Genomic DNA, 21,364 nt, shown 5'->3' with positions numbered 1-21,364 from the left:
CTGCCCCCTTGTGCAGCGTGACGTCTGCCTACGACACTACGGCCAGTCAGTTCTGACCCGGGGGTGGAATGCATGGCAGCTCAGCGCAGGCGTATGACTTATCAGCAGTTGCGCTTTCGTGTGACGGTGGGCGTGTTCCTCGTCGTGATAGCCCTGGTGACCTGGGACATCGTGACGTCCTGATCCTGAAGTCGACCGGGAGAACTGCCACCGGGGCCGGGAACGGAGCAGAACTCCCCCTGTGTCCCCGCCTCTTGGACGGTGTCCCCTGGTTTGAGGTTGGGCAGGACTGCCCCACACGAGTCAGGGGAGGCGGGGCTGGATTGTTCCGGACGGGCTGTGGGAGATGCCGAACGGAACGGGAATTCATGAGGTAACCGGCAGTCAGGTCACTCCTCCGCAAGCTCGGGACAGTAGCCTCGCTCGTAGTACTGCAACGTGGCCGCGCGCTTTTCGCCGTTACCGCGGCAGATCGGGCACACCCGGTCCCGGTGGCACTCCGAACAGCTGCGCCGACCCCGTTCAACGTCCGGCACCCAGGTACGTCCCCAGCAGGTCGTACACCAGCCCGGGCCGTCGCACTCGTAGCACAGCACGTATCCGGGAGCGAGGGTGTCGGCGGTCCGCACAGGGTCTGGTCCGACGAGAACTTCAGGCGTGTGAAGGGCCATCGACGGCGTTTGCGCCTGGTAGAGCACCACGTCGGAGATCTTGGCGATCCGCACCCGGATGACGAGGCCGTCGAGTCTGCCGGTGATGAAGTGAACTTCGGCGACCTCTTCCTCCACGCTTTAGCCCGCAGCGGTCATTGCCTCCGCCGCACGCTGTCCCATCTCCGCCGGAGCCACGGCTTCAGGCCGGGCGCCACGAAAGGTCATCGTGTGGTGAAACTGGAGTGGCTCATGCCAATCAGACACGGACGGTACCCCCAACCCCTGCGGAGACACCCTCGCTCCCGGCGTCAGCCGTGCAACCAGCACACGCACCTGCGTCTGCATGAAGCGACCCAGCCGCTCCCACTCTTCACGCGCGCCCGGTATCTCTGGCATCAGCCCCCTGGAGAACGTTGGTGCCGTGACCGCGAACGGTCACCGGGTTGGTCGCGAAGTTCTCGATCAGTCCTCCTCAGGTCCTCCCTCAGCGGGCGCTCCCGGCCGGTCCCGGTCAGCACAACGCAGGTCCCTTCGTCGGGCGGGAAGATCCACCAGCAGTACAGCAGCCGCGCAGACCGTTCATGGAACGGTGGTCAGACCCGCTGCTGGATGACGTCATCTCTCAGTTCTGGCACAGACCGGGGGTGGCCGCAGAGCGTGACCTTGATACTCGTTCGATCGCGGGCAGTTGGCTCGTGTGAGACGGCGTGCGCCTTGGCATCTGACAGCCGCTAGTGACGCTCCCTCAGGCCCTTGTTGATCGACGCCGCCGTGGTCGGTTGTGGACAGTGATGGTGCTGGTCATGCAGACCGATGCACCGTTCTGGGACTCGCTGGCGTTCGACGGGATCGACGAGGTGGACGTCGAGGCGGTTACGGCCGCGTTCGGCACGGTCGAGGTGATGGCGAGAGGCCGCGCGGCCGGGGGCGCGTGTCCTGACTGCGGCGGTTTCTCGGACCTGGTCCACGACCGATACCAGCGCAGGTTGCAAGATCTTCCGCTCGCTGAGCAGCACTTTGTCACCGCCTCAAGTCCGTCAGCGCTGTTCCGACCGCCTCCGGGCCGGCCGGGCGGCCCTGTTGTTGCCGGATCGGGGCGCGGAGGTGTTCGGTAGAGTTCCCGGGGTGCTGGCTGTCCGGTCGGTGCCCTGGGGGGGATGAGCGAGACGAGGAACATGCCGCAACAAGCGAGTCCGCCTGCGATAGCACCGAGCGAGCCTTCGGCTGGGTCGGTGGAGGCGGCGCGGATGGCGGCGGTGCGCCGTTACGACATCCTCGACACCCCTCCGGACGGTGCCTACGACCGGGTCGCAGCACTGGCCGCGCGGCTGTTCGGGGTGCCGGTGGCGACGGTGACGATCGTGGATGAGGACCGGATCTGGTTCAAGGCCACGCACGGCCTGGAAGGCGTCACCGAGATCGGCCGGGATCCGGGCCTGTGCGCCTCCGCGGTGCTCACCGATGACACCACTGTCATCCCCGACACCCTGCTCGACCCCATCGCCTGCTCCAACCCGCTGGTCGCCGGCCCGATGGGGGTACGGTTCTACGCCGCCGCCCCGATCGTCACTGCCGACGGGTACCGGCTGGGCACGGTCAACGTCCTCAACACCCGCCCCCGCGAGATGACCGAGGCCGATTCGGCCACGCTCGCGGACCTGGCCGCGGTGGTGCGCGATCAGCTGGAACTGCGGCTGTCGGCGCTGCACGTCGTGCGCGCCGAGCAGGAGCGCCGCAAGGTCGAGGAGGACAGGCGCCGGGCGGAGGAGGAAGCCCGGCAGCGTGCGGAGCGGGACAAGGTGGCCATCGCCGCGTTCGCCTCCACCCTGCAGCGCACCCTGGTGCCTCCCGCTCTGCCCGCCGTACCCGGGCTGGAGCTGGCCTGCCACTACAAGACCGCCTCCCCGCAGGACGTGGGCGGTGACTTCTACGACGTCTTCCCCGTCGGCGGGGGCCGGTGGGCGTTCTTCCTGGGCGACGTGTGCGGCAAGGGCGCCGAAGCCGCCTCCGTCACCTCACTCACCCGCTACACGCTGCGCGCCGCCGCCCTCGTCGACGCGGACCCGATGGCCGCGCTGCAGGCGCTGAACACCGCGCTGCTGCTGGACGCGTCGGTCGGCACCCGCTTCTGCACCGCCGTCTTCGGGCTGCTCGACCCTGTCCCGGGCGGCGGCTTCACGGTCACGCTGGCCACCGGCGGCCACCCGCCCGCCTACCACCTCAGCCCCACCCAGGACGGTGGCGTGCACGTGGAGGCGGCCCGAGCCCAGGGCGGCATGCTGGTCGGCGCGTTCGCCGAAGCCGCCTTCGCCTCACGCACCCTGCACCTCGCACCAGGCGAAGGACTGCTGCTGTACACCGACGGGCTCACCGAAGCCCGCACCGCCGACGGCGACATGCTCGCCGACACCGGCCTGACCGACTTCCTGGCCCAACGCCCGGCACCGGTCAGCGCCGCTGCCCTGATCGCGGACACCGTCGCACTCCTGGACACCCTCCCCGACACCGAACGCGACGACGTGGCCCTGCTGGCCCTGTCCGTCCCCACTCCCGATGCCGCCCCCGCGGGCATCACCACCACCGCTCACAGCGCCGCCGCCCCGACCGCCGACGCCCCTGTCGGGCAGGAGAACCGACGCCCATGACCGACGCATTCCACATCGACGTCCCACACACCCACGCCACCCTGGCCGTGATCGCCCTGTCCGGCGAATTCGACATCGCCACCGCACCCGCCGTACGGGCCCGCGCTCTGGACCTCATCGCAGCCGGTCACCCCGACCTGGTCGCCGACCTGGCCGGCGTCACCTTCTGCGACTCCTCCGGGCTGGGCACCCTCATCGGGATCTGGCGCTGCGCCAAGGAAACAGGCGGTTCCCTGACTTTGGCGGCCATCCCGGACCGGCTGGGCCGCCTCCTCAGCGTCACCGGGATGGACACCCTGCTCCCCGCCCACCCCACCGCCGACGCCGCACTCGCCGCAATCCAGAGCAACCGCACGACCGCGTGAACCGCCTCACTGGCGAGGGCAGAATCAGTGAGACGGCGCAGCTCAGCCGACGACTCGCGGCCGGCGTCCCCGCTACTTGAATCGCCCCGGCTCGAATGGAGACTCGGTTTCATGAAAGGGATCGAGTCATGGCACCACCTTCCCGTTCCCCCTTGAGCTCCGCCGCCGTGCGGTGCGCATGGTCGCCGTGGTGTGCGACGACCACCCGAACGAGGCGGCCGCTGCGCAGGTGGTGACCGAAAAGCTCGGCATCGGGTCCCGCGAGACGCTGCGGAACTGGGTGAAGCAGCAGGAGGTCGACGCGGGGACACGACCGGGGACGACGACGGAGGAGTCCCCGGCCGGGCGGTGTGACGCGATTCCTGCCGGCGGGCAAACCTCCCGGTCCTCCCTTGCGCTCCCCGGTCGGACGGCGCGCGCCCGAGTGCGTTCCCGTCGCTCAACCGGCTCAGCACCCCTCCGTGGAGGGATCCTGTACGCGCCGTCGCCGGCCGCCGACGTGAAGGCGATGGTGAGCGGGCCGTCGCGCCTCTGGAAGGAGGAGCGGTGACCCGGCCCAGGAAGCAGTGGTGGAGCAGCCCGAGCATGCGGCACCTCAGACCAGTGGCTGCGGAGGCGACGGAGCGGCGCCGGGGCGGGGCATACCCAGGGCCAGATTCCCTACGTGCAGGAGCATCTCCTGATGGGGTGCGAGGAAGTTCACCGGTCCGGTCGGCCGCATGGTGCCGGTGGGGCAGGCGGCGAGTCCGAGATCGGTGGCGGTGAGACAGAGTGTCTGCAGCAGGCAGCCGGCGTCCCGGTAGATGAGGCTCAGGGCGAGCCCTTCGTACTTCCAGCCGGTGCGTGCCGCGTGGGAGGCGAGGTAGATGCCTACGGGCGGTGGCTCCTCCAGGTAGGCGGGGACGGTGACGGCCTGGCGCAGTACGTCGGCCACCTCCTCGTCCCACGGGGCGAGGCGGTGCAGGACGTGGTCGAACGGGTCGTAGTGGTAGGCGCCTTGCGCGAGGTCCTCGACGTCGCGGGCGAGTACGTACAGCTCGATGCTGTGGCGCCCGCCGCCGGACGGCGAGGGGCGCTGGGTCTGCTCGTACTCGGCGGGGCCGAGCCGGCCGCGGACGCGCGCGGAGCGGCCGAGGAGTGCCCCGAGAAGGTCCAGCGGCAGGGGCGACGGCGCGTAGCCGCGCAGGGAACGCCGCCGGTCGAGTACGCCGCGCAGGGACCCGCTGGGCAGACGGTCGTCCGCGGCGAGGGCGACACTGTCCGTGCTGTGGGGATGGCGCAGACGTGCCGAAGGAGCGGGGCCCCTTCCCGTGCCGGGAGCCATCCCCTGCCCGGCCCGTGCGTGAGCGGCGAGATCGTAGGGCGTCAGTCCGAGCGAGGGCGGGGCTGCGCGGGACGAGGCGCGGAGAAGACCGACGTCGGCGAGTCGCTCCAGCATGCGCCGGGTCGTCGTCACCGCGTCTTCCCTCCCGTCCCCTCTGCCGTCGTGCCCGTCACCAGCCTCCCCTTCGGCGATGTGCTCGGCGCTGCCGTTCCACTTCGTGTGAGCTTCGCGGGCGGTCAGGGGGCGGTCGAGGAGATTCAGCAGCTCCAGCAGGCGGGGGCCGGCGGCGAACTTGCGCCAGTGGCGGCAGTCGATGAGGACGGGCCCCGCCCCGTCCTGCCACTCCAGAAGTACGTCGGGGTTGCGGGAGTAGCGGACGATCTGCCCGGTGTCATGCCCGGGGCCGGGGGTCGACGGGTGTGCCTGCACATCGTGACCGGACTTCACTGGTTTCGTCGTGTCCTCTCTGCGGCAGGGGGGATGGGCCAAGGGGTGTGGGCAGTGGCGGTGGTTACAGGAACGGCAGGGGCAGCGGGTTGAGTTCCGCCTCCGTCAGCGGCGTGCTGCGCACGCCCATGGCCACGGGTGCGTCGAAGACGCGCGGCCCGCCCCGTCGGTGGAAGTCGCTGCGCAAGGTGATCGGGCACAGTCCGGGCACCACGGTCCTGACGACTGTGACGCCGCATTCGGCGACGTCGACGGGGGTGATGTCGACGGCGACCGCCTCGTACCCCCGCGCGGCGAGCCGCCGGGCCGCTTCCGTCACCTCCGCCCGGAACCCGGCCGGCGCACGCGCCGCCGGGGCGTCCCGTACCGGGCCCTCGTCCCAGAACTTCAGGTGCCGCACCCGGTCGGGCGCCCAGTAGTAGAGGGAGAACTCCTTGAGTGAGGTGAGTACGTCGTCGGGACCGGGAATCGACTCGCCCGCATCGAGGTGCTCCTGCCACAACCGGGCCCCCGCCCAGCCCAGGCACCCCTCCTCCAGCGCTCCGAGCAGGGCCGCGTGCGGGTCGAGGCCGGCGCGCGCGGCGTGCGTGACGACAGGCCGCCTCTCCGTGTGCCGGAGGAAGCGCACACCGACCACGGGAATCCCCAGATCGGTCGTGAGGTCCTTCGCGGTGACCGAGACGCCCTGGTCCCGCATCCGGACAACGATGCGCCGGGCCGGGCCGTCGGGCAGGGTGTCCAGGTCGAGGGTGGGCAGGGTGAGACGGTTCTCCCAGAAGAGGACGGTGGCGTCCCGTTCGACGGCTTCCATCAGCCCGCCGTGCACCGCGTGCTGGTAACCACTGCCCGCCGCGAGACCGGTGGAGATGGGGTCGTACCAGGCGCGGTGTCCCGGCGGGAAGCGGTACGGCAGGTACACGGCGCACGCGGGGACGTGCCGGAGGTCGCCGGTGACCAGCGACCGGCCGGGCGCCCAGTCGATCTGCGCGTCCGGGTCGCACGGGGCGAGACGGCTGTACCGGGCGTACTCCGCGGCCGAACCCAGCGGCAGCGCACGGGGGTCCACGGCGTCCTCGCCCAGCTCGGTGAACGAGGCGCGCACCAGCCGGCGCGGATCGTAGACGCCTGCCGCGTACCGTTCCAGGGTCTCGCCCACCGCGCAGACACGAGCGGTCACCGGGTCGCTCTTGACCGCGCCGCCACGTGCCTCCGCCGTGACGGGGGAGAACCAGCTCGTCCTCGTCATGCCCGCGGTACGGGCGTACGTCGCACCCCCCAGGTCGCTGTCGCACTCGTCCACCCGCAGCTGGGGCACCATGCCGGTGAGCGGGTCCACGGCGTCCCGCATCCGCTCCCAGCAGGCGGCGTCGTCCCTCCGTGCTGCCTCGTCGTCGTTCCCCGGCGGCGCGACGGCGTGGTCCTTGTCGTGCGGGGTGGTGTCGTCATGCGTGAGCGGCGTGACGTGATCCGCGCAGACGGGGCAGCCGGGCAGGTGGAAGAGCCGGTGTTCGGTGCGCTCAAGTGAACCGTGCGTGAGTTCGGTGAGCACCGTGCGGGCGGGGTGGTTCGGCGCGTCCGCGTCGGTGCCGGCCGGTGTGCCGGGTGCGGGCCGTGGTGTGCTGCCCAGGAGTACGAGTACCTCGTGTGCGAGGAGTCCCGCGGCGACGACCGTGCTCGGGCAACCGTCGCCGTGCGCGGCGCCGAACAGGGTGTCCAGGGGGAGGCCGGCGATGGCCTGCCAGGAGTGGTTGGCGCGCAGGCGGCGGACGAGGCACACCGGGCAGGGGGTGGCGGGCGGGGTCAGCGTGGTGAAGAGCAGCCGCGTGGGGGTGCTCAGGTACACGACCAGGGGTGTGCCGCCCTTCAGTGCCGCCTCCGTCTGCCGTACCAGGTGCTCCTCGGGCAGGGTGAGCGGCAGTACGGTGACGGCGGCCCTCTCCGAGGTTGCGTCCGGCACCGTCCGTACGCCCGCACGTCCGAGCAACGTGCCCAGCGGGTCGCCGAGTGCCTGCGGTGCCACGGCGACCGTCCGGCCCTCACCGGCCGCCAACTCGCCGTAGAGCGGGTGGACGTGCCGCCCGCTGTCGTACGCGAGCCCCCGGGAACGCAGACCCTTCACCACGGCGTCGGGCACGTTGTCCGTGCGCCGAGTGGCGGCGTCTGTCCCGGTGCCGGTGCCGGTGCCGGTGTCGCTGTTGTCGGCGGGCGCGGGGAGGGGGACGGGGACCCGTAGCGTTCCCGTGCTCGCGCAGACGTACAGCATGTCGTCGCGCGGTACGAGTCGTACGTCGGGCCGCAGTTCCGTCTCGGCATCCATGGGGTCCGCCTTCCTGGAGCGGGGCGAGGGGTTCACAGCTGGGGCTCTGGGCGCCGGCACCCCTGGCCGCCGGGCAAGCGGCGGCCAGGGGCTTACCGGGCTAGGACGCCTCGGGTTCGGCCACCCAGCACAGGCAGCTGTGGCCCGCGAAGGCCTCCTCGTTCTCCGGAACCGCCATCTCCTCGAACAGCGACTCGACGTCGGTCGTGACGACCTGGCTCGTGGATTCCATGACTCACACCTCTTTCGGATCCTTCTCCACCGGTGCCACCGCACCGGCGACCCGCCACCCTGGCGGTGTCCTCCATTGAATGGGAGCCGGAAGAAAATAGGCAAGGAATCGGGAATCTAACCCCACGGTAGAGTGGAAGAGGAGCTTTCCAGCGAATTAAGGGAGCGCATTTCCTCTTCCCGTCCGCGCCCCTCGTGAACAGAAATCCCACGCATCTTCCACCTCGCCCGTACCACTGGTGAACTGCAACATCTCCAAGGTCACAGCGTTGGAGCACCGCACCCCGACATGACATTGCGGAAACGATAAAGCGGAACATTCCCGATGTCCGGGAACAGTCAGGAGGCGCAGGAAGAGGAAGCAGGAGGACAACTGCGAACGGCGACGATACGTTTCTTTCGGCCGGCCGCGAGATGCCTTCCCGTAAAAATCGGAGTCGCGAGCCGCATACCGAAGATATTGAACGCTACACGTCCCGCACATGAATTCCTGGTGCCACGGCACCCGACAGCGGCCGACCCGCGGTGCGCCGTCGAGGGAAACGCCGCGCACGGGCGGATCGGTGCGGCAGCCGAGTGTGCCGACCGGCGACGTGCGGCGGGCGAGTCCACAGCCGTGCGAGGACGACGGGGGCCGCGAGCGGGCTCACGAGGGGGTGGGAGAGCTTCTTCGTGAAGTGAGTGTTTCGCGAGACCGGGGGCCGCGATGCCGTCGGCTCGTCACGCTGCCCCGGACGGGCACCCGTTGCACGGTCGGAGCCGCGTCCGCGCGAAATCCATTGGCGCGCCCTGACGCCTGACGGGATCATGAGCTGCCGCCGTGCCGCGCCCGGGACGGCGGCAGCTCATGTGCCGCCCGGGGAGGGCTCTGTATGACTCTCGTGCCGACAGTCCGCCGCGTGCTCGGCGGCGGCCCGTTCGCCGAGATCGGCGTACCTGCTCTGGCCGTCGCGGACGAGCGGTCGGGGACGGTCGCTGTGGGTGGGGACCTCGGCATCGTCCAGTGGAGCGGCAGTGGGACCGCGGACTCCCGGTGGACGGGGCACCGGATCGGTGTCTACGCGCGGGACGGCTTGCGGTGCAGGCACCTGGTGCGGTCGAGGTACCCCGTCCGCTCTCTCGCCTTCCACCCGGTTCTTCCTCTGTTGGCCGTTGGCACGGGGCGCTACGACGGCGGCTACTCGTTCGACGGTGAGCTGCTGGTCGTCCATCTGGACTCCGGTGACGTGGTGTCCGCCCTGCCCCACCCGCGGGAGGTGCTCGACCTGGAATGGTGCAGCGATACGGCACTGCGTCTTGTTCTGGCGCCGTGTGACGACTGGGAGAACCCGAGGGCACCCGAGCAGGGGCACGCGGTCGTCGTGACGCGCACGGACTGGGGCGCCGTCGCGCGGGGGACGATCAGTGCCGACGAACTGGCCGCCCCCGCGGAGCCGGTCGTCCGGAAGGACCACAGCGTGGCGGCCCGTCGAAACCTCGCGGACCTCGCGTCCTCGGCGGGACGACAGTGGTGCGTACGTCGGCGGGTGTGGGCCGTCGAAGGCACGGAGGACGGCCGCGTGCTGGCCGCTCTGGACGGGGTTCTGGTGGAGTCGTGGCTGCCGTCAGGAGAGCTCCAGTGGGCGGTCGGGGACGAGGAGGGCGGCCGGCAGCTGGTTCTGGCCCCCGACGGCGCATCGGTCTGGACCAACGCTGAACGTCGCCGTCGCCGTACGGGAGGCAGTAGGGAGACGTCCGCACCCCGGGTCGCCCGGGTCGCCCGGGTCGCCGTCGACACGGGGCAGGTGCTGGAGACGCTGAGTCCGGGGGTGTGCACGGCCCTCGTCGCAGGCGGCCAGAGGCCGGTTCTCAGGCCGTTGCACGGCCGCAAGCGTGCCGAACGACTGCTGATGTCCGACCTCGACGGGCTCGTGAACGGCCCGCCGGTCGGTTCCTTCGACCTGTTCAATCACCCGTTCCCCGTCCGTCGCGCGAGCCGCCCGTACGTCCTCGTGGGTACGGACCCGGACGCGCCGCACGAGGACAAGTGGGTCACCGCCCTGGACGCCGATGGGACGTCGCGGCGGCTCTTCCCGCACTCCTGGGTGCCGGGGGAGCATCATTTCGGGGGGCCGGCCGTCGAATGCGGACAGTCCCTGGTCCATGCCGGCACGGTCCACCACGGTCACGGGCTCCAGCCCGGTGGTGCCTATGTCGTACGGCGGTCCCTGCACGGCGCAGTGTGGTGGCAGCACCGCACCGACCATCCCGTCACGGCCCTCGACGCCGACGGGGACACCGTCTACGTGGCCTACAACTCCGGCGCCCTGACAGCGCTGGACGCCGCCGACGGCTCGGTGCGGTGGCACACCGAGATCGAGGTCGACGGAGCACCGACCACGGCGCTGTCCCTCGCTGTGACACCCCGGGGGCACTTGCTCGTCGGGACCGTCGACGGCCGGATTCTGGAGTTCTGGCCCCGCCCATGAGACCGGGAGCGACGCCTTGTTCTCCGCAGCCCGCGCACCATTCCCAACTCGGCGCCTGGGAAAGGATTTCGGGGCAGCCGGGCGTTAGGAAGCCGACCGCCCCGAGACCGGGTCCTGAAGCGAACCGATCCGAAGGAGCGAGAGACGACTACGCAGTACGGCAACCCGTCGACCGGGCAGCACCGGGGCCGGGCAGTGGCGGTGCGGCCCGGTGAACACCGGGGCCCGGAAGCCGTCGGCCTTCTGCTCGAACAGCACGGGCCGCGCGCCGGGTGCCGGCAGGGCCGTGACGGGGCGGGTCGGCATCGGCTCGATCGGCGGTGAGAGGTCCATTCCTACGCCCTTCGCGCTCCGCTTGCCGCCCGCAGCGCCGATCAGGACGACGAACAGCGCAGCACTCGGGCAAAGGTGGTGGTCGACGCTCCTGTACTGGACCGAGGCGGGGCCGGTGTGCCAGGCCGCCAACCAGGGGCCTGTCAGAGCCCGCACCTAGGCTGTCGTGAAAATTCGGTCAAGGAGCAGGGCAGTGCGAATAGAACGTCACCAGGTGGGCGGAGCCGTCGTGTCAGCGGCGCGCGAGGACTTCACGAACCGCATCGGGGGTCAGGTGCGGTCCATGTCGAAGGCCGACCGGATGGCCACCTACGAATGGCAGTCGATCGCAGGGGAGTTCCTCGACTACCTGGGGGCGCTCTCCGTCGAAACCCCCGGCCTCGGCACCCCGGAGGCCCAGGCTGTACTCAAGGACGCCTCCGAAGCAGCGGCAGGCGCCGTCGCCTACGCCGCGTATCACCCGCACTGCAGCTTCCACGTCTTCCTTGAGTACGTGAACTTCGGCACGAGCTACGACCGGGGTGATGACGCCCCCCAGGAGAGCATCACGACCGGGCAGTGGATCGATGCGCTCTGCCTGGCGGTCCTGCGGGACAAGGCCGCGTTCCACGGTGAGGCCTTCTACTTCGCCCGGCGGAAGTTCGCCGAGCAGGCGAAGAGCACGCCCGCCGGCGAGCTCGCCACCGGATTGACGGCCGTGGTCCTGGACGACACCGGCGACGACGAGGAGTATCCGCCGAGCGCACAGGCCAAGCTCGCCGCCGTCGACGCGGCCCTGGACCGTGTCCGCACCCGCGCCGCCGAGACCGGCCGGCCTCTGTTGGACAGGGCGGACAGTACGGCGCTCCACGCCCTGCGCGCCCTGGTCGTCGAGGACCGGGAGGCCTTCGAGGGCGCGCTTGCCGACCTCCTGGCCAGGTATGCCGCCCTGCACGGCCCCACAGCCTCCCCGAGGACGCTGCTCCCGCTCGTCCCCATCGCCCTCGCCGCGCTCGCGTACCGGACGCTGGGCTGGGCACCGGCTGTGCGCACCGACTACCTCCCACACGCCTTGATCACCGGCTTCGAGAGCCAGGGCCCGCGCGTCGCCGGGCTCGGCCGGAGCCGGAGGCCCGACGCGGCCGCCGCGCTCGCCGCGGGCCCGCTGGTGGTGGAACGGCCGGCCTGCGAGCGGGACGGGGTCCCGCAGATCGAGGCCGTATACGAGGACCACCTGCGCGAGGCGTTCACCCCCGCCGACGGAAAGCCCCTCACTGTCCGGCGTCTCGGCGACGCCATGGGAGATCAGGAACGCCTCTTCAAGTGGCGGGCGGGCAACCCCGGCGACATCACGGACGCTCAACTCGCCACGCTCCGGCTGGCCTCCGGCCTCGGGGCGGCCCTGTTCCGCATCGCGCTGGCGGAGCCGGGCACCGAGGTCCAGGTGACCGTCGGCGGCCGCACGCTGCGCTGCCCGGCTCAGCGGGGCCGGGAGGCCGGCCCCGGGAACTGGCAGACGGCCACCGACTTCGCCCTGATCACCGGCGTCCGCGAGGACCTCGCCCCGCTGGTCCTCACCGGCCCGGCCTTCGCCTGCCCGGACGGCTCCGCCTTCACCGCATACCGCGAAGCCCTCCACGCCTACCTGAAGGGTGCCGAGCCCGAAGCGGCCGCGCAGCGGGCGCTGCAGCAGGCCGAGAAGGCGAGGGACTGGGGCTTCGCGATGCCGCCGGCCGTGCTGTTGTCACAGCTCGTGGAGGGCGACGAGGAAAGCTTCAACCTCGCTCTGGCGGACGCGCTCGAAGCCCATCGCGCCTACTACCAGGTCGCCGACCGCTCCGATGATCCGGATGCGTCCGTCAACCTCGACGTCCTGGCCCTGGCCTGCCACGCGCGCCGGCGCGGCTGGGCGATCCGCGTCGAGTCCCCCTACCTTCCGCCGGACCTCCTGCGGGCGGCCGCCGAACCCTTCTGAGGCGTTCCGGGCGGCCCGTGGGACACCGGCTCTGGCCCGTGGTACGCCAGAACGCGAGCGGGGGTGCGCCCGCCGGCTGCAGCCGGATCACGCGTGGCTGAGGATGACCATCAGCGCGGTGGCCTCGGCGAGAAGCTGGCCGGCGAGCGCGGCCCGGCGCACCCGCACGGAGGGCGCGGCCAGGGCGACCAGGAGCGCTACCGCGCCGACGCAGGTGCCCCACTCGAACAGCCAGCCGGGCAGCCCCGGCGTGCACTGTTCGCCGTAGGTCACGCACCGCGAGGCCTGCTCCAAGGCCGGCGTCGGGATTCCGGCCACCACGGCCGCTGGCACGAACAGGAAGGCGGCGACGGCGGCCCACAGCCGGGTGCGGTCGGTCGGCGGCTCGGACTGGACCGGGTGGAGCGGGACGGCAGTGGATACGTCGTTCATGCCCTCATCCACTCCGGACGGCTGGCGGCGCACAGCAGTCCGGCCACTCAGATCCCCTGGGTGGCGTACTCAGACGTGGCTGCCCCACCTGCCCCAACACTGCGACTGGGCGTCCTGTCCGGCAACGATCGGCGGACAGGACGCCCCGTACCCAGCGGGCGGCTCGCGCGCGGTGCCCGGTCACAGCGGAGACTCGTCCACGACCGCAGGAGCCTCGACCACGACACAGGGGCTTACTTCGGACTGTTCCTGTGGGTCGGCGGAAGGTCGACAGTACCCGTGTCGTCGGTCCACTTGTCGAGCCACTGCTTGCGGACCGTCACCTTGTGGGACCAGGCCGTCGAGGGCGGGTTCTGCACCTTCCAGCCGGTCGTCGACGGCGGTGCCTGCCCCTGGAGCCTCGACTGCCACAACTGCGACAAGTTCGTTCTCTCCGGTGCCGATCTGTTCTCTTGGCGGCGGAAGCGTGAGCAGTGGCGACCATGTGCCGAGGGTGCCCCGGACGACGCCACCGCCGACTACGCGTGGCCGCGAGCGCCACGGCCTGGGCGGGCTGTACGCCCAGCTTCGACAGCCGCTCTTGCTGCTCGGTCGACAGCTGCGCCCAGGTGCCCGGGTTCTTCTGCCGCTGAAGCCACTTGCTCAAATCACCGCCCTCGAACAGCACCCCGGGTGACGGTGGGCCCGATGTTGCCATCGCGGTCGAAGAGGTCGCCGCGGTGGGCCCGGCCACGGCGCCCTCGTGGTCCATGCCCACGACGAACCGGACGCCGTCCAGGTCTTCACCGCTTGGCGTGCGATGTCCGAGAGGGAGAAAGAGGTGGCTAAGCGCTTGCTGAGCCTATGTCAGCGGAAATCACTCATCGGTCACCCGGTCTGACCAGAGTCCGGGTCTGCGATCCAGCGCCCTTCGGCGGAGTCGTGCACGTACGTCGGCCTCCCCCTGGCCCCGCTCGTGCGGAACGGCTTCCCGCCGTCCGTGATCCGCACCGTCCCCGTACGGCCTCCGGCGCTCCACTCCAGCTCCAGGTACCAGCGGCAGTCGCAGCCCGCCGCCCGCGCGGAGACCAGCAACTCCTCGGGGTCGGAGGAGGTGACCTTGTACGGGAAGGAGACGGCCGGGATCTTCCGGACCTCGGCGCCGGAGGCGTCAAGGCCGTCGACGGGCCTCGCGAGCGGGCGCGGCCGGTCGAGGTCCACGGCGAAGTGGCGCGGGGTGACGGCGCCGCCACAGCCGTTGTCCATCCGGTACGCGTTCCACGGCAGCGGCGCGGCGCGCTCGACCACGCGCACGTGCAGGGCATGGAGGACGACGGCGTCGGACGGTGACCGGCCCTGGACGGTGATCCGCACCAGCGCCTCCCCGCCGTGCACGGCACCGTGCGTCCCGGCCCACGTCCCGGAGTCGGCCGCGACCGGCGGCGGGGCGACCGCGTGGGGGGCCCGGTCCACGAGGTAGGTGTGCCCGCAGCCGCCCTCCCAGAGCTGGGAACCGATGCTCCAGGTGAAGGGGAGGGGGGCCTCGGTCCGCCCCGGAGCGGAGGAAGCGGGAGCGGGGGCGGAAGCCGAACGGGTGGGGTGGCCGAGCAGGGCGGCGGCGAGGGCGAGCACGACGAGGGCGACGGCGGCGGCGACGAGGAGGGGAGCGGGGGCACCACGACGGGGGCGGGCGCGGGGCGCCTCCGGCGCGGACGGGTCCGGCGCGGACGGTTCCGCGGCGGACGGGTCCGGCGCGGTCGGGCCCGGGGCGGGCCCGGGGCCGGGGCTCGGTTCCGGCGCGGACGGTTCCGGGTTCGGTTCCGGCGCGGCCGATACGGCCGGCACAGGCGTGGGCGCGGGCGAGGCCGCTCGGCGGCGGGCGCGGTCCGCCTCCGTCCAGGCCGCCTCCAGGGCCCGCCGTTCCTCCTCGTCCGTCCCGCACAGCAGGGCGAGGCGGTCGACCACGGCGAACTCCTCCGGGACGGTCGCGCCCGAGCAGTAGCGGTGGAGGGTGGACGCGCTGACGCACAGCCGCCGGCCCAGCGCCTCGTAACTCCTCCCGTCCCGCGCCTTCAGCGCGCGCACGAGCCCCGCGAACTCCTCGACGGCGGTGTCCTTCGGCATTCCATCCCCCTCGACCCTGCGTCCCAGCCTTCACGTCCTTGCACGTCAGCGGGGGTGGAATGGTTCCGGGACGGCTGGTGGGTGCGTGATCGTTGCAGTCGGCGGGCGCCGGCCCCACGCTGATTGAGCACTGACCGAACGAACGACCCGACGGGGGATCCACCACCATGAACAAGCTCCGCACCGCACTCGCCACCGCAGCCGCTGCCGCACTGGGCCTCGCGGCCCTCGCCACAGCCCCGGCGCAGGGCGCTGCCCAGCCCGCCTTCCTCGCCGCCTCCCAGATGCCGCCGTCGTCGACGCCGTGGACCGCCACCCAGGTCTTCACCGGCGTCCCGGAGAACGGCGGCGTCCTCTGCGCCCCGTACAAGATCCCGGCGCAGAACACCCGCTACCGCGAGTTCAGCACCGAGCTCGACACCAATGGCGTGCAGGTCACCACCGTCGCCCGTACCGAGGCCGACGCCGTGAAGCTGGTCGACACCCTCCGCGGGGCCCTCGCCGGCTGCGGCCCCCTGCTGGAGCAGCAGAACCCGGGCCTGCAGGCCGTCAGCGCCTCCCACGGCAAGCTCGCCGTCGAGGAGGGCGCCTGGGTCTACAGCCTGGACACCGCCGACCCGCAGATCGGCATCTCCGACATCCACCTGTTCTCCGTCGGCCGCGACGGCCGCACCGTCACCCTCGTCCGCTGGGGCCAGATGGGCGACCTCAAGGACGCCCCGCTGACCGCCTTCCGCACCACGACGAAGACCGCCGTCAACAAGCTCCACTGACCCGGGGCTCCCCGAGGGCTGACCACAGCTCGACAGCGGCGCGGCCGGAACCCGGGCGCGCCGCTGTCGAGCCCACCTGCTCCGTCGGCGGCGGAGAGGGGCCGGACTGCTGCCGGGATTGCGCACGGCCGATGTGCGGTCGCCGCGCGACGTCGTCCGTGCCCACCACGACGCCGCTGGGATGCGCATCGGCAAGGAGGTCATGGACGCCCTTGAGGAAGCCGCCGCCGAGCAGGAGCGGGCCCGGCAAAAGGGGGCGGCCGGCCGGAACAGAACGGACAGGGCGGACGTGAAAACTCCGACCGGGAAGAGCGGCGGCACATCAGGCGACGACGCAGGCTCCGCTTGCAGCAAGCCCTGCTCGGCAGATCCCGTGGCGGGCTGACGAGCAAGGTTCATCCCGCTGCGGACCGCAGATGCCGTCCGCTGGCGTTCGTGCTGACCGCAGGCCAGGCTGCCGACAGCCCGCAGTTCGTCGCCGTGCTGCACAAGGTGCGGGTCCTTCTGCCAGTCGGACGGGCCCGCGGCCTCCCGTGCCGTGCGCAGTGATGCGAGGCGCAGGGCCAGGACACGCCTGCGGGCCAGGGCCGGGTAGGTCTGTCCCACCCAGGAGACCGCCGCGGTCAGGAGGGCGAATCCGATCAGGGCCTGGAGGGGGGCGGCGATGCGGAGCCAGGCATCGGTCGGAACGATATCGCCGAAGCCGAGGGTGGCGACGCCGACGAGTGGGAGATAGAGCGCGTCGAGAAGGTCGGCACGCTGTCGGGGCTGGAGGGCGGGGCTGGAGGAGAAACCTTCGGGCATGTGGGCCCAGTAGATGAGCGTCCAGCCGGCCACGACCATCGATGTCCATCCCACGATCACCGCGACCATGGCTATCGGCCCGACGACAGCGGAGAGGCCCGGCCTGCTGACGCGGCGGGACAAGCGCCACAGCCCGTGGAGCACCAGTGCGCTCAGACTGCCGCTCCGCTGGGATGCCACAGCGTGTGAAACACGTCGCGCAACGCCACCAAGACAAGAGTGACCCCCACCACGGAGACGAACCAGTTCATGTGGGTACCTCGGTACGGCCCGCGGCAGTTGCTACGAGGGCACTAGCTGTATGGACCACGGGCGTGGTCGGCACTTGCTGGCTTGTGCAGAGAGGTGTTGCTCCGCTCAGCCGAGACGCGGGCTGGAAGAGTAGCTGCCCGAGAGGGTCCGGCGGCCAACGACTGGGGCAGTCCGATGTTTCCGCCCCTGCCGAAATGGCATGTGAGCACTCTCGTGCGCAGACCTGCTCAGTCTGCACGCGGACCTCTCCGGTGCAACGCATCAACTGTCCGGCTGCGCTCGAAGTGGCCTGCCCACGTCCTTCAGCGAGCTGCCGGAGCCGGTCTGGGACCGGCTGAGGACGCTGAACCTGCCGTCGGTCTCCAGTACCACCGCGGTGACGTCCTCGACTGCGCCGATTCCTTGTGAGCGGATCGCCTGGAGTACTTCGCTCTCCGTGATCCGCTGCCGGGCCATTGCCTCGGTGAGCATGCGTCCCTCACTCAGCAGCAACGACGGTTCCGCCTTGATCACGCGCCGGAAAGAGCGGTAGCGGACTGCGGCCTTGGCGTTGACGAACTGCAAGATCACCAGCAATGCCAGAGCGAGAGCTCCCTCGGCCAGGGAGACGCTGCGGTTGAGAAGGATCGTGGCCAGAGTGGAGCCCAGAGCAACGGTGACCACCAGATCGAAGGCATTCATCTTTGCCAGCGTGCGCTTACCCGACAGCCGCACCACCACAATCAGTGCCGCATAGGCACACACGGCCATGACCGCCACCCGCAGCCTGTCGGACCAGGAGTCGAAGAACATGCCCAACCTCTACCCGAGAAGGCGACAACCAGCCCCTCGGCCATGCCCACGGCACGCCAGTGCGGCAACAGCGTAGCCGGGCAGGCCGTGTTCCGCCCGGCCGCTGCTTCTACTGTCCGAGGCCCAGGACGTGACAGAGGGCCCTGAGCCAGTCGGGCGGATCGCTGAAGACCTTGTCCGTCACCCGGTCCATGAAGGTCCTGGCGGAGCCCTGCACGGCGCCTTGGGCTGCAGCGCCGGCCAGGCCGCCACTCCCGCATCTCGCGGCGGAGGGTGAAGGACACCGACGGCAAGGAGCGCCCGACCGAAAGACGTTCGCTCACTCCGCACTCTGACGGATGCCCGTTCCGACAGCGTGGCCGCACGCCCATGGCGGCCGTGTCCGCGTGGTGCAGCCAGACAGCAGAGGTCGCACCATGGCGCTGTGCTGCGGGCGTGGCGCAGCAGGCGTCGTTCGCTCGCTGCTGTCACTGGCTGGGGAGCAGATCCCAACGGTCCCGGGGGCGACTCGGCAGAATCCGTCAGCGGCCTGACGACCCGTACATGGCGGCGGCCGCATGCCCTGCCTGACGTGGCCCCCGGTCGTGGAGATCGAGCGCCCCTCGGGCAGTACCCAAGGCGTGGAGACCCGGGCTTCGAGAACCGGCTGCGAGGCCGCATGGCCGTGCCCGACCTGCGGCTGTGTGACCTGGCTCAGGGCACCGGGGCAGTGACGGCAGGTGGGAAACACCCCTGGTCCGAGGCGGCGACTGCAGTCCCTGCGCCGGCTACAAGGAACGCGACCGGCAGCAAGCTGAGGAGCGGGCCGGGCTGGAAGGGGGAAGGGAAGAGAACGGACTCTTCGGCTTTCTCCGCTGCGGCCCCGCCGATCCGGTGCCGCAACTCAGCGTGTCGCGCGCACCGTTCGGTGTCACGGCCCGGTAACGCCTGAGTGCCGGTGCATTCTGCACCCGAGGGTGGGCACATGCGCCTCGTACGACAACCCGTCGGATCGGACACAGAGATGAGCGTGAGGGCATGTCCTTCTCCCACAACCAGGCGCAGCAGAAGAACGGGATGGCCATCGCGGCGCTGGTCCTCGGCATCCTGGCGGCTCTCACCTTCTTGACCATCTTCGGCGGCATCCTGCTGGGGCTGGTGGCAGTGATCCTCGGCATCATCGCCGCACGCAAGGCACGCGGCGGAAGGGCCCCGAACGGCAAGATGGCCGTCATCGGTGCAGGGCTCGGCGCCGTCGGGATCATCGGGTCGATCGTGATCATCGCGATGGGTGTCTCGTTCCTCAACTCGACCGAGTTCAAGAGCTTCGAGGAGTGTGCCAGCAAGGCGAAGACGCAGAGCGAGCGCACCGCATGCGAGAAGGACTTCAACAAGGACATGAACAACTGACCCTGCGCCCCTCAGGACGAGCGTCCGGTGAAGCGTTGCGCTCTTGTTGACTGTGACTTCTCATCGGCCCCGGCACGGCCGCGCTTCCCACCCGTTCGGCGGGGGACAGCGCGGCCGTCGTGCGTTCCGGGGTGCCTGGAGGAGTCGAGTCCCGCTTCTCCGTCAGCCGTCGGGGTTGGTGCTGGCACGGGAGCCGGCTCCGCAGGTCGTGAGGGTCCCGACCCCTCCCGGTCGACGCCTGACGCGCCGGCCTCGGTGACTTCTTGCCGTGTTTGCTTCTGCTGTTCCTGCCGAATCACGCGGGGTCAGTCGTGTGGTGGGTGGACGGCGTGTGCCAGGTCGTTGTGCAGGGCGATGGCCTTGTCCAGGCCGAAGAGGCGCAGGGGGTCGCGTGTGGGGGAGGGGGCAGATCAGGCGCAGCCAGCCGCCGGTAGCGGTCATGGTGCGGTGGGTGTACAGGAGGGTGTTGATGCCGGCGGAGTCCAGGAAGGTCACGCCGGTCAGGTCGAGGACCAGTCGAATGGTGCCGTCCTGGGCAGGGTGGCGCAAAGGTGTTCGAGGAAGGCGGCGTCGTGCGGGTCGGTCTCGCCTTCCACGGCGAGGACGAGGGGGCCGGGCGCAGTGAGCTCATCGCTGCTCTGGACTCCTGCACTCGAACCCTGCTTTCCTCCGGCCACGCGTTCGACCGAGATGATCTGCAGCGAGTCTTGGCACGCCTCCGATAGCTGCACCAACAGGTCGGACTCGCCTGGTGGCGAGTCATGTCCACTGCGTACCGAGCTCCCGCAGTGCTTTCAGCTGCTCCTGGGTGAGCTTGTCGCGTCTCATTTTGGTGTGGGAGATCCATACGCCCAGCTTCACGACCACCGGCTCCGCCTCGCCGCCGACGGTTGTCACCGGTCAGTAGAACTGAGCAGCAGTCACGTTCTGACCTGGGGCTGTGCAGGTTGAGTGAGTGACCCTGCGGTGGGGCTGGCTTACTACATCTGCGCAGGGTGCGGGGCATGGTCGGTATGTGGCCTGCGGATTCTTCTCGCCCCGGCCCTGGCTGCGCAGGTCGGGTGAGCGTTGCGCAGATTCGTTGACGGTAGACACCCCGTCGGCGACGGGCCGGAACACGATCTCCCGGTAACTCCGCCTGGATGAAGGGGCAGTGGGTTTGCGGGCCTGCCGCTCCTGTCTCATCGGCTCCCGCACGGGCCGGCCGAACCGATGCGGCTGACCGAACAGATCCAGCCCATAGAGTAGGCAGTTGACAGCTGGACGCACCCCCTTAGCAGCCTTTAGGAGCCCGCCGGGTGAGCAACGTACTGAGTATGAACAGCGTCGAGGGAAGGGTCCAGGACCCGGGGAAAGTCAGGGATTCGATCGACTTCACCGACGGTTCGGGACCGGCCCGCGCGGTTGCGTACCCGGAGCGCGAGCTGCCACCGGGCGGCATACCCGCCTATCTCGCGGCCCGCAAGCGCGGCACCCGCGCCTTCGTTTTGTGGGCCGACGAACACCGCCGGGAGCGGGTGGCCACGGTGGTGACCCAGTCCGCCGTCGGCGGTGTCGCCACCTTCCATGTCCTCGGCGCGCACGGCGAGTACATCGGTACGATCGTGCGCGAGAAGACGTTCCGGGGCAGGGGCCTTCGCACGCGCTGGATCGTGACCCCGCCCGGCGGCCCCGATGCGGTGGGCTACAAGGGCCGGATCGTGTGGTGGTTCGTGTGGTGGTTGTGTCTGCCCCTGATGGTGCTGATCGTCCTCGTCTCCGTCTTCGACAACTCCCCGGGCGTGGGCGGTGCCGCGCGCGGCCCCCGGCGCATCCGATGGCGTGCGGGCGGCAGGATGCCCTTGGAGTTCAGGTCCGGCGGCGACAAGCTGCACCTGCACGAACCGGACCTGGACTGGCGGCTCGGGGCCGCGCTGGTCGCCCTGGTGCGCAGTTTCAGCTCCATCAGGTGGGACGCTATGAAGAAGTGAAGGATGGTGTTCCAGGACCGCGCACAGTAGAACTTGTCCCATGCCCGACCAGCAGCCTCCCCTCCCACTGGCCCCGGCCGCCCGGCGCGTACGCGCCACCGCAGGCCCGTGA

General features: G+C 70.6%; 19 protein-coding genes and 2 pseudogenes. 9 read left to right on the top strand and 12 right to left on the bottom strand.

Annotated features, from left to right (window positions below; translation table 11 throughout):
- Window positions 1-389: 389 nt before the first annotated feature.
- Window positions 390-788: a hypothetical protein gene (locus ACQPZG_RS00245; RefSeq protein ID WP_433543694.1), complete on the bottom strand. Its 399-nt coding sequence runs from the start codon at window positions 786-788 to the stop codon at window positions 390-392.
- A 668-nt stretch (window positions 789-1,456) separates the two neighbouring features.
- Between ACQPZG_RS00245 and ACQPZG_RS00240 the strand changes: the two genes are divergently transcribed.
- From ACQPZG_RS00240 to ACQPZG_RS00230, 3 genes are read left to right on the top strand one after another with little or no spacing between them, the layout of a single operon-like run.
- A complete protein-coding gene (locus tag ACQPZG_RS00240) occupies window positions 1,457-1,768 on the top strand; it encodes a hypothetical protein (protein ID WP_433543693.1) in 312 nt (103 codons plus the stop codon).
- Between the two features lie 42 nt (window positions 1,769-1,810).
- Window positions 1,811-3,298: a PP2C family protein-serine/threonine phosphatase gene (locus ACQPZG_RS00235; protein ID WP_433543692.1), complete on the top strand. Its 1,488-nt coding sequence runs from the start codon at window positions 1,811-1,813 to the stop codon at window positions 3,296-3,298.
- On the top strand, window positions 3,295-3,663 hold the full coding sequence (locus ACQPZG_RS00230) for an STAS domain-containing protein (RefSeq protein ID WP_433543691.1): 369 nt from the start codon (window positions 3,295-3,297) through the stop codon (window positions 3,661-3,663). The genes ACQPZG_RS00235 and ACQPZG_RS00230 overlap by 4 nt, the downstream gene beginning before the upstream one ends.
- A gap of 595 nt (window positions 3,664-4,258) precedes the next feature.
- Here the strand turns inward: ACQPZG_RS00230 and ACQPZG_RS00225 are convergent.
- The 3 genes from ACQPZG_RS00225 to ACQPZG_RS00215 all read right to left on the bottom strand — a co-directional run bounded on the left by ACQPZG_RS00225 (window position 4,259) and on the right by ACQPZG_RS00215 (window position 7,983).
- Complete coding sequence (locus ACQPZG_RS00225; protein ID WP_433543690.1) at window positions 4,259-5,416, bottom strand: SagB family peptide dehydrogenase; 1,158 nt, start codon at window positions 5,414-5,416, stop codon at window positions 4,259-4,261.
- An 82-nt stretch (window positions 5,417-5,498) separates the two neighbouring features.
- On the bottom strand, window positions 5,499-7,751 hold the full coding sequence (locus tag ACQPZG_RS00220; protein ID WP_433543689.1) for a YcaO-like family protein: 2,253 nt from the start codon (window positions 7,749-7,751) through the stop codon (window positions 5,499-5,501).
- Between the two features lie 100 nt (window positions 7,752-7,851).
- Window positions 7,852-7,983 (bottom strand): azolemycin family RiPP peptide, encoded by a 132-nt coding sequence (locus ACQPZG_RS00215; protein WP_433543688.1) that lies wholly within the window; start codon window positions 7,981-7,983, stop codon window positions 7,852-7,854.
- 871 nt (window positions 7,984-8,854) lie between these two features.
- On the opposite strand from ACQPZG_RS00215, the gene ACQPZG_RS00210 reads away from it, so the two are divergent.
- Window positions 8,855-10,450: a PQQ-binding-like beta-propeller repeat protein gene (locus ACQPZG_RS00210; RefSeq protein WP_433543687.1), complete on the top strand. Its 1,596-nt coding sequence runs from the start codon at window positions 8,855-8,857 to the stop codon at window positions 10,448-10,450.
- A gap of 84 nt (window positions 10,451-10,534) precedes the next feature.
- Here ACQPZG_RS00210 and ACQPZG_RS00205 read toward each other — a convergent pair whose 3' ends face one another.
- On the bottom strand, window positions 10,535-10,939 hold the full coding sequence (locus ACQPZG_RS00205; RefSeq protein ID WP_433543686.1) for a hypothetical protein: 405 nt from the start codon (window positions 10,937-10,939) through the stop codon (window positions 10,535-10,537).
- Window positions 10,940-10,997: 58 nt separating this feature from the next.
- Here ACQPZG_RS00205 and ACQPZG_RS00200 point away from each other — a divergent pair, with 58 nt between their 5' ends.
- Window positions 10,998-12,737 (top strand): immunity 49 family protein, encoded by a 1,740-nt coding sequence (locus ACQPZG_RS00200; RefSeq protein ID WP_433544572.1) that lies wholly within the window; start codon window positions 10,998-11,000, stop codon window positions 12,735-12,737.
- Window positions 12,738-12,824: 87 nt separating this feature from the next.
- On the opposite strand, the gene ACQPZG_RS00195 is transcribed toward ACQPZG_RS00200, so the two are convergent.
- The 3 genes from ACQPZG_RS00195 to ACQPZG_RS00185 all read right to left on the bottom strand — a co-directional run bounded on the left by ACQPZG_RS00195 (window position 12,825) and on the right by ACQPZG_RS00185 (window position 15,272).
- Window positions 12,825-13,169, bottom strand: coding sequence for a hypothetical protein (locus tag ACQPZG_RS00195; RefSeq protein WP_433543685.1), 345 nt, complete (start codon window positions 13,167-13,169; stop codon window positions 12,825-12,827).
- A gap of 233 nt (window positions 13,170-13,402) precedes the next feature.
- A complete protein-coding gene (locus tag ACQPZG_RS00190) occupies window positions 13,403-13,591 on the bottom strand; it encodes a hypothetical protein (RefSeq protein WP_433543684.1) in 189 nt (62 codons plus the stop codon).
- Between the two features lie 445 nt (window positions 13,592-14,036).
- Window positions 14,037-15,272 (bottom strand): helix-turn-helix domain-containing protein, encoded by a 1,236-nt coding sequence (locus ACQPZG_RS00185; RefSeq protein WP_433543683.1) that lies wholly within the window; start codon window positions 15,270-15,272, stop codon window positions 14,037-14,039.
- Window positions 15,273-15,439: 167 nt separating this feature from the next.
- Here ACQPZG_RS00185 and ACQPZG_RS00180 point away from each other — a divergent pair, with 167 nt between their 5' ends.
- Window positions 15,440-16,045 (top strand): hypothetical protein, encoded by a 606-nt coding sequence (locus tag ACQPZG_RS00180; protein ID WP_433543682.1) that lies wholly within the window; start codon window positions 15,440-15,442, stop codon window positions 16,043-16,045.
- A gap of 154 nt (window positions 16,046-16,199) precedes the next feature.
- Window positions 16,200-16,707: pseudogene (locus tag ACQPZG_RS00175) on the top strand (hypothetical protein); the annotation flags it as partial.
- Here ACQPZG_RS00175 and ACQPZG_RS00170 read toward each other — a convergent pair.
- Together ACQPZG_RS00170 and ACQPZG_RS00165 are read right to left on the bottom strand one after the other, a co-directional pair.
- Window positions 16,703-16,849 (bottom strand): annotated as a pseudogene (locus ACQPZG_RS00170) (ion channel); the annotation flags it as partial. The pseudogenes ACQPZG_RS00175 and ACQPZG_RS00170 overlap by 5 nt on opposite strands.
- 513 nt (window positions 16,850-17,362) lie before the next feature.
- Entirely contained in the window at window positions 17,363-17,893 is a 531-nt protein-coding gene (locus ACQPZG_RS00165; protein WP_433543681.1) for a DUF421 domain-containing protein, read from the bottom strand.
- Between the two features lie 1,017 nt (window positions 17,894-18,910).
- Here ACQPZG_RS00165 and ACQPZG_RS00160 point away from each other — a divergent pair.
- Window positions 18,911-19,282, top strand: coding sequence for a DUF4190 domain-containing protein (locus ACQPZG_RS00160; protein WP_433543680.1), 372 nt, complete (start codon window positions 18,911-18,913; stop codon window positions 19,280-19,282).
- 162 nt (window positions 19,283-19,444) lie between these two features.
- Here the strand turns inward: ACQPZG_RS00160 and ACQPZG_RS00155 are convergent, their stop codons facing one another.
- Complete coding sequence (locus ACQPZG_RS00155; protein ID WP_433543679.1) at window positions 19,445-19,831, bottom strand: STAS domain-containing protein; 387 nt, start codon at window positions 19,829-19,831, stop codon at window positions 19,445-19,447.
- A 210-nt stretch (window positions 19,832-20,041) separates the two neighbouring features.
- Entirely contained in the window at window positions 20,042-20,179 is a 138-nt protein-coding gene (locus tag ACQPZG_RS00150; protein WP_433543678.1) for a helicase associated domain-containing protein, read from the bottom strand.
- A 401-nt stretch (window positions 20,180-20,580) separates the two neighbouring features.
- Between ACQPZG_RS00150 and ACQPZG_RS00145 the strand changes: the two genes are divergently transcribed.
- On the top strand, window positions 20,581-21,252 hold the full coding sequence (locus ACQPZG_RS00145; protein WP_433543677.1) for a hypothetical protein: 672 nt from the start codon (window positions 20,581-20,583) through the stop codon (window positions 21,250-21,252).
- Window positions 21,253-21,364 lie beyond the last annotated feature (112 nt).

Origin of the sequence: Streptomyces sp. CA-294286, from assembly GCF_050947155.1 — a bacterium.
In the GTDB taxonomy this organism is placed as follows: Bacteria; Actinomycetota; Actinomycetes; order Streptomycetales; family Streptomycetaceae; genus Streptomyces.
Note: the sequence above shows the minus strand (reverse complement) of the source record. Positions and strands in the feature narration are given on the sequence as shown.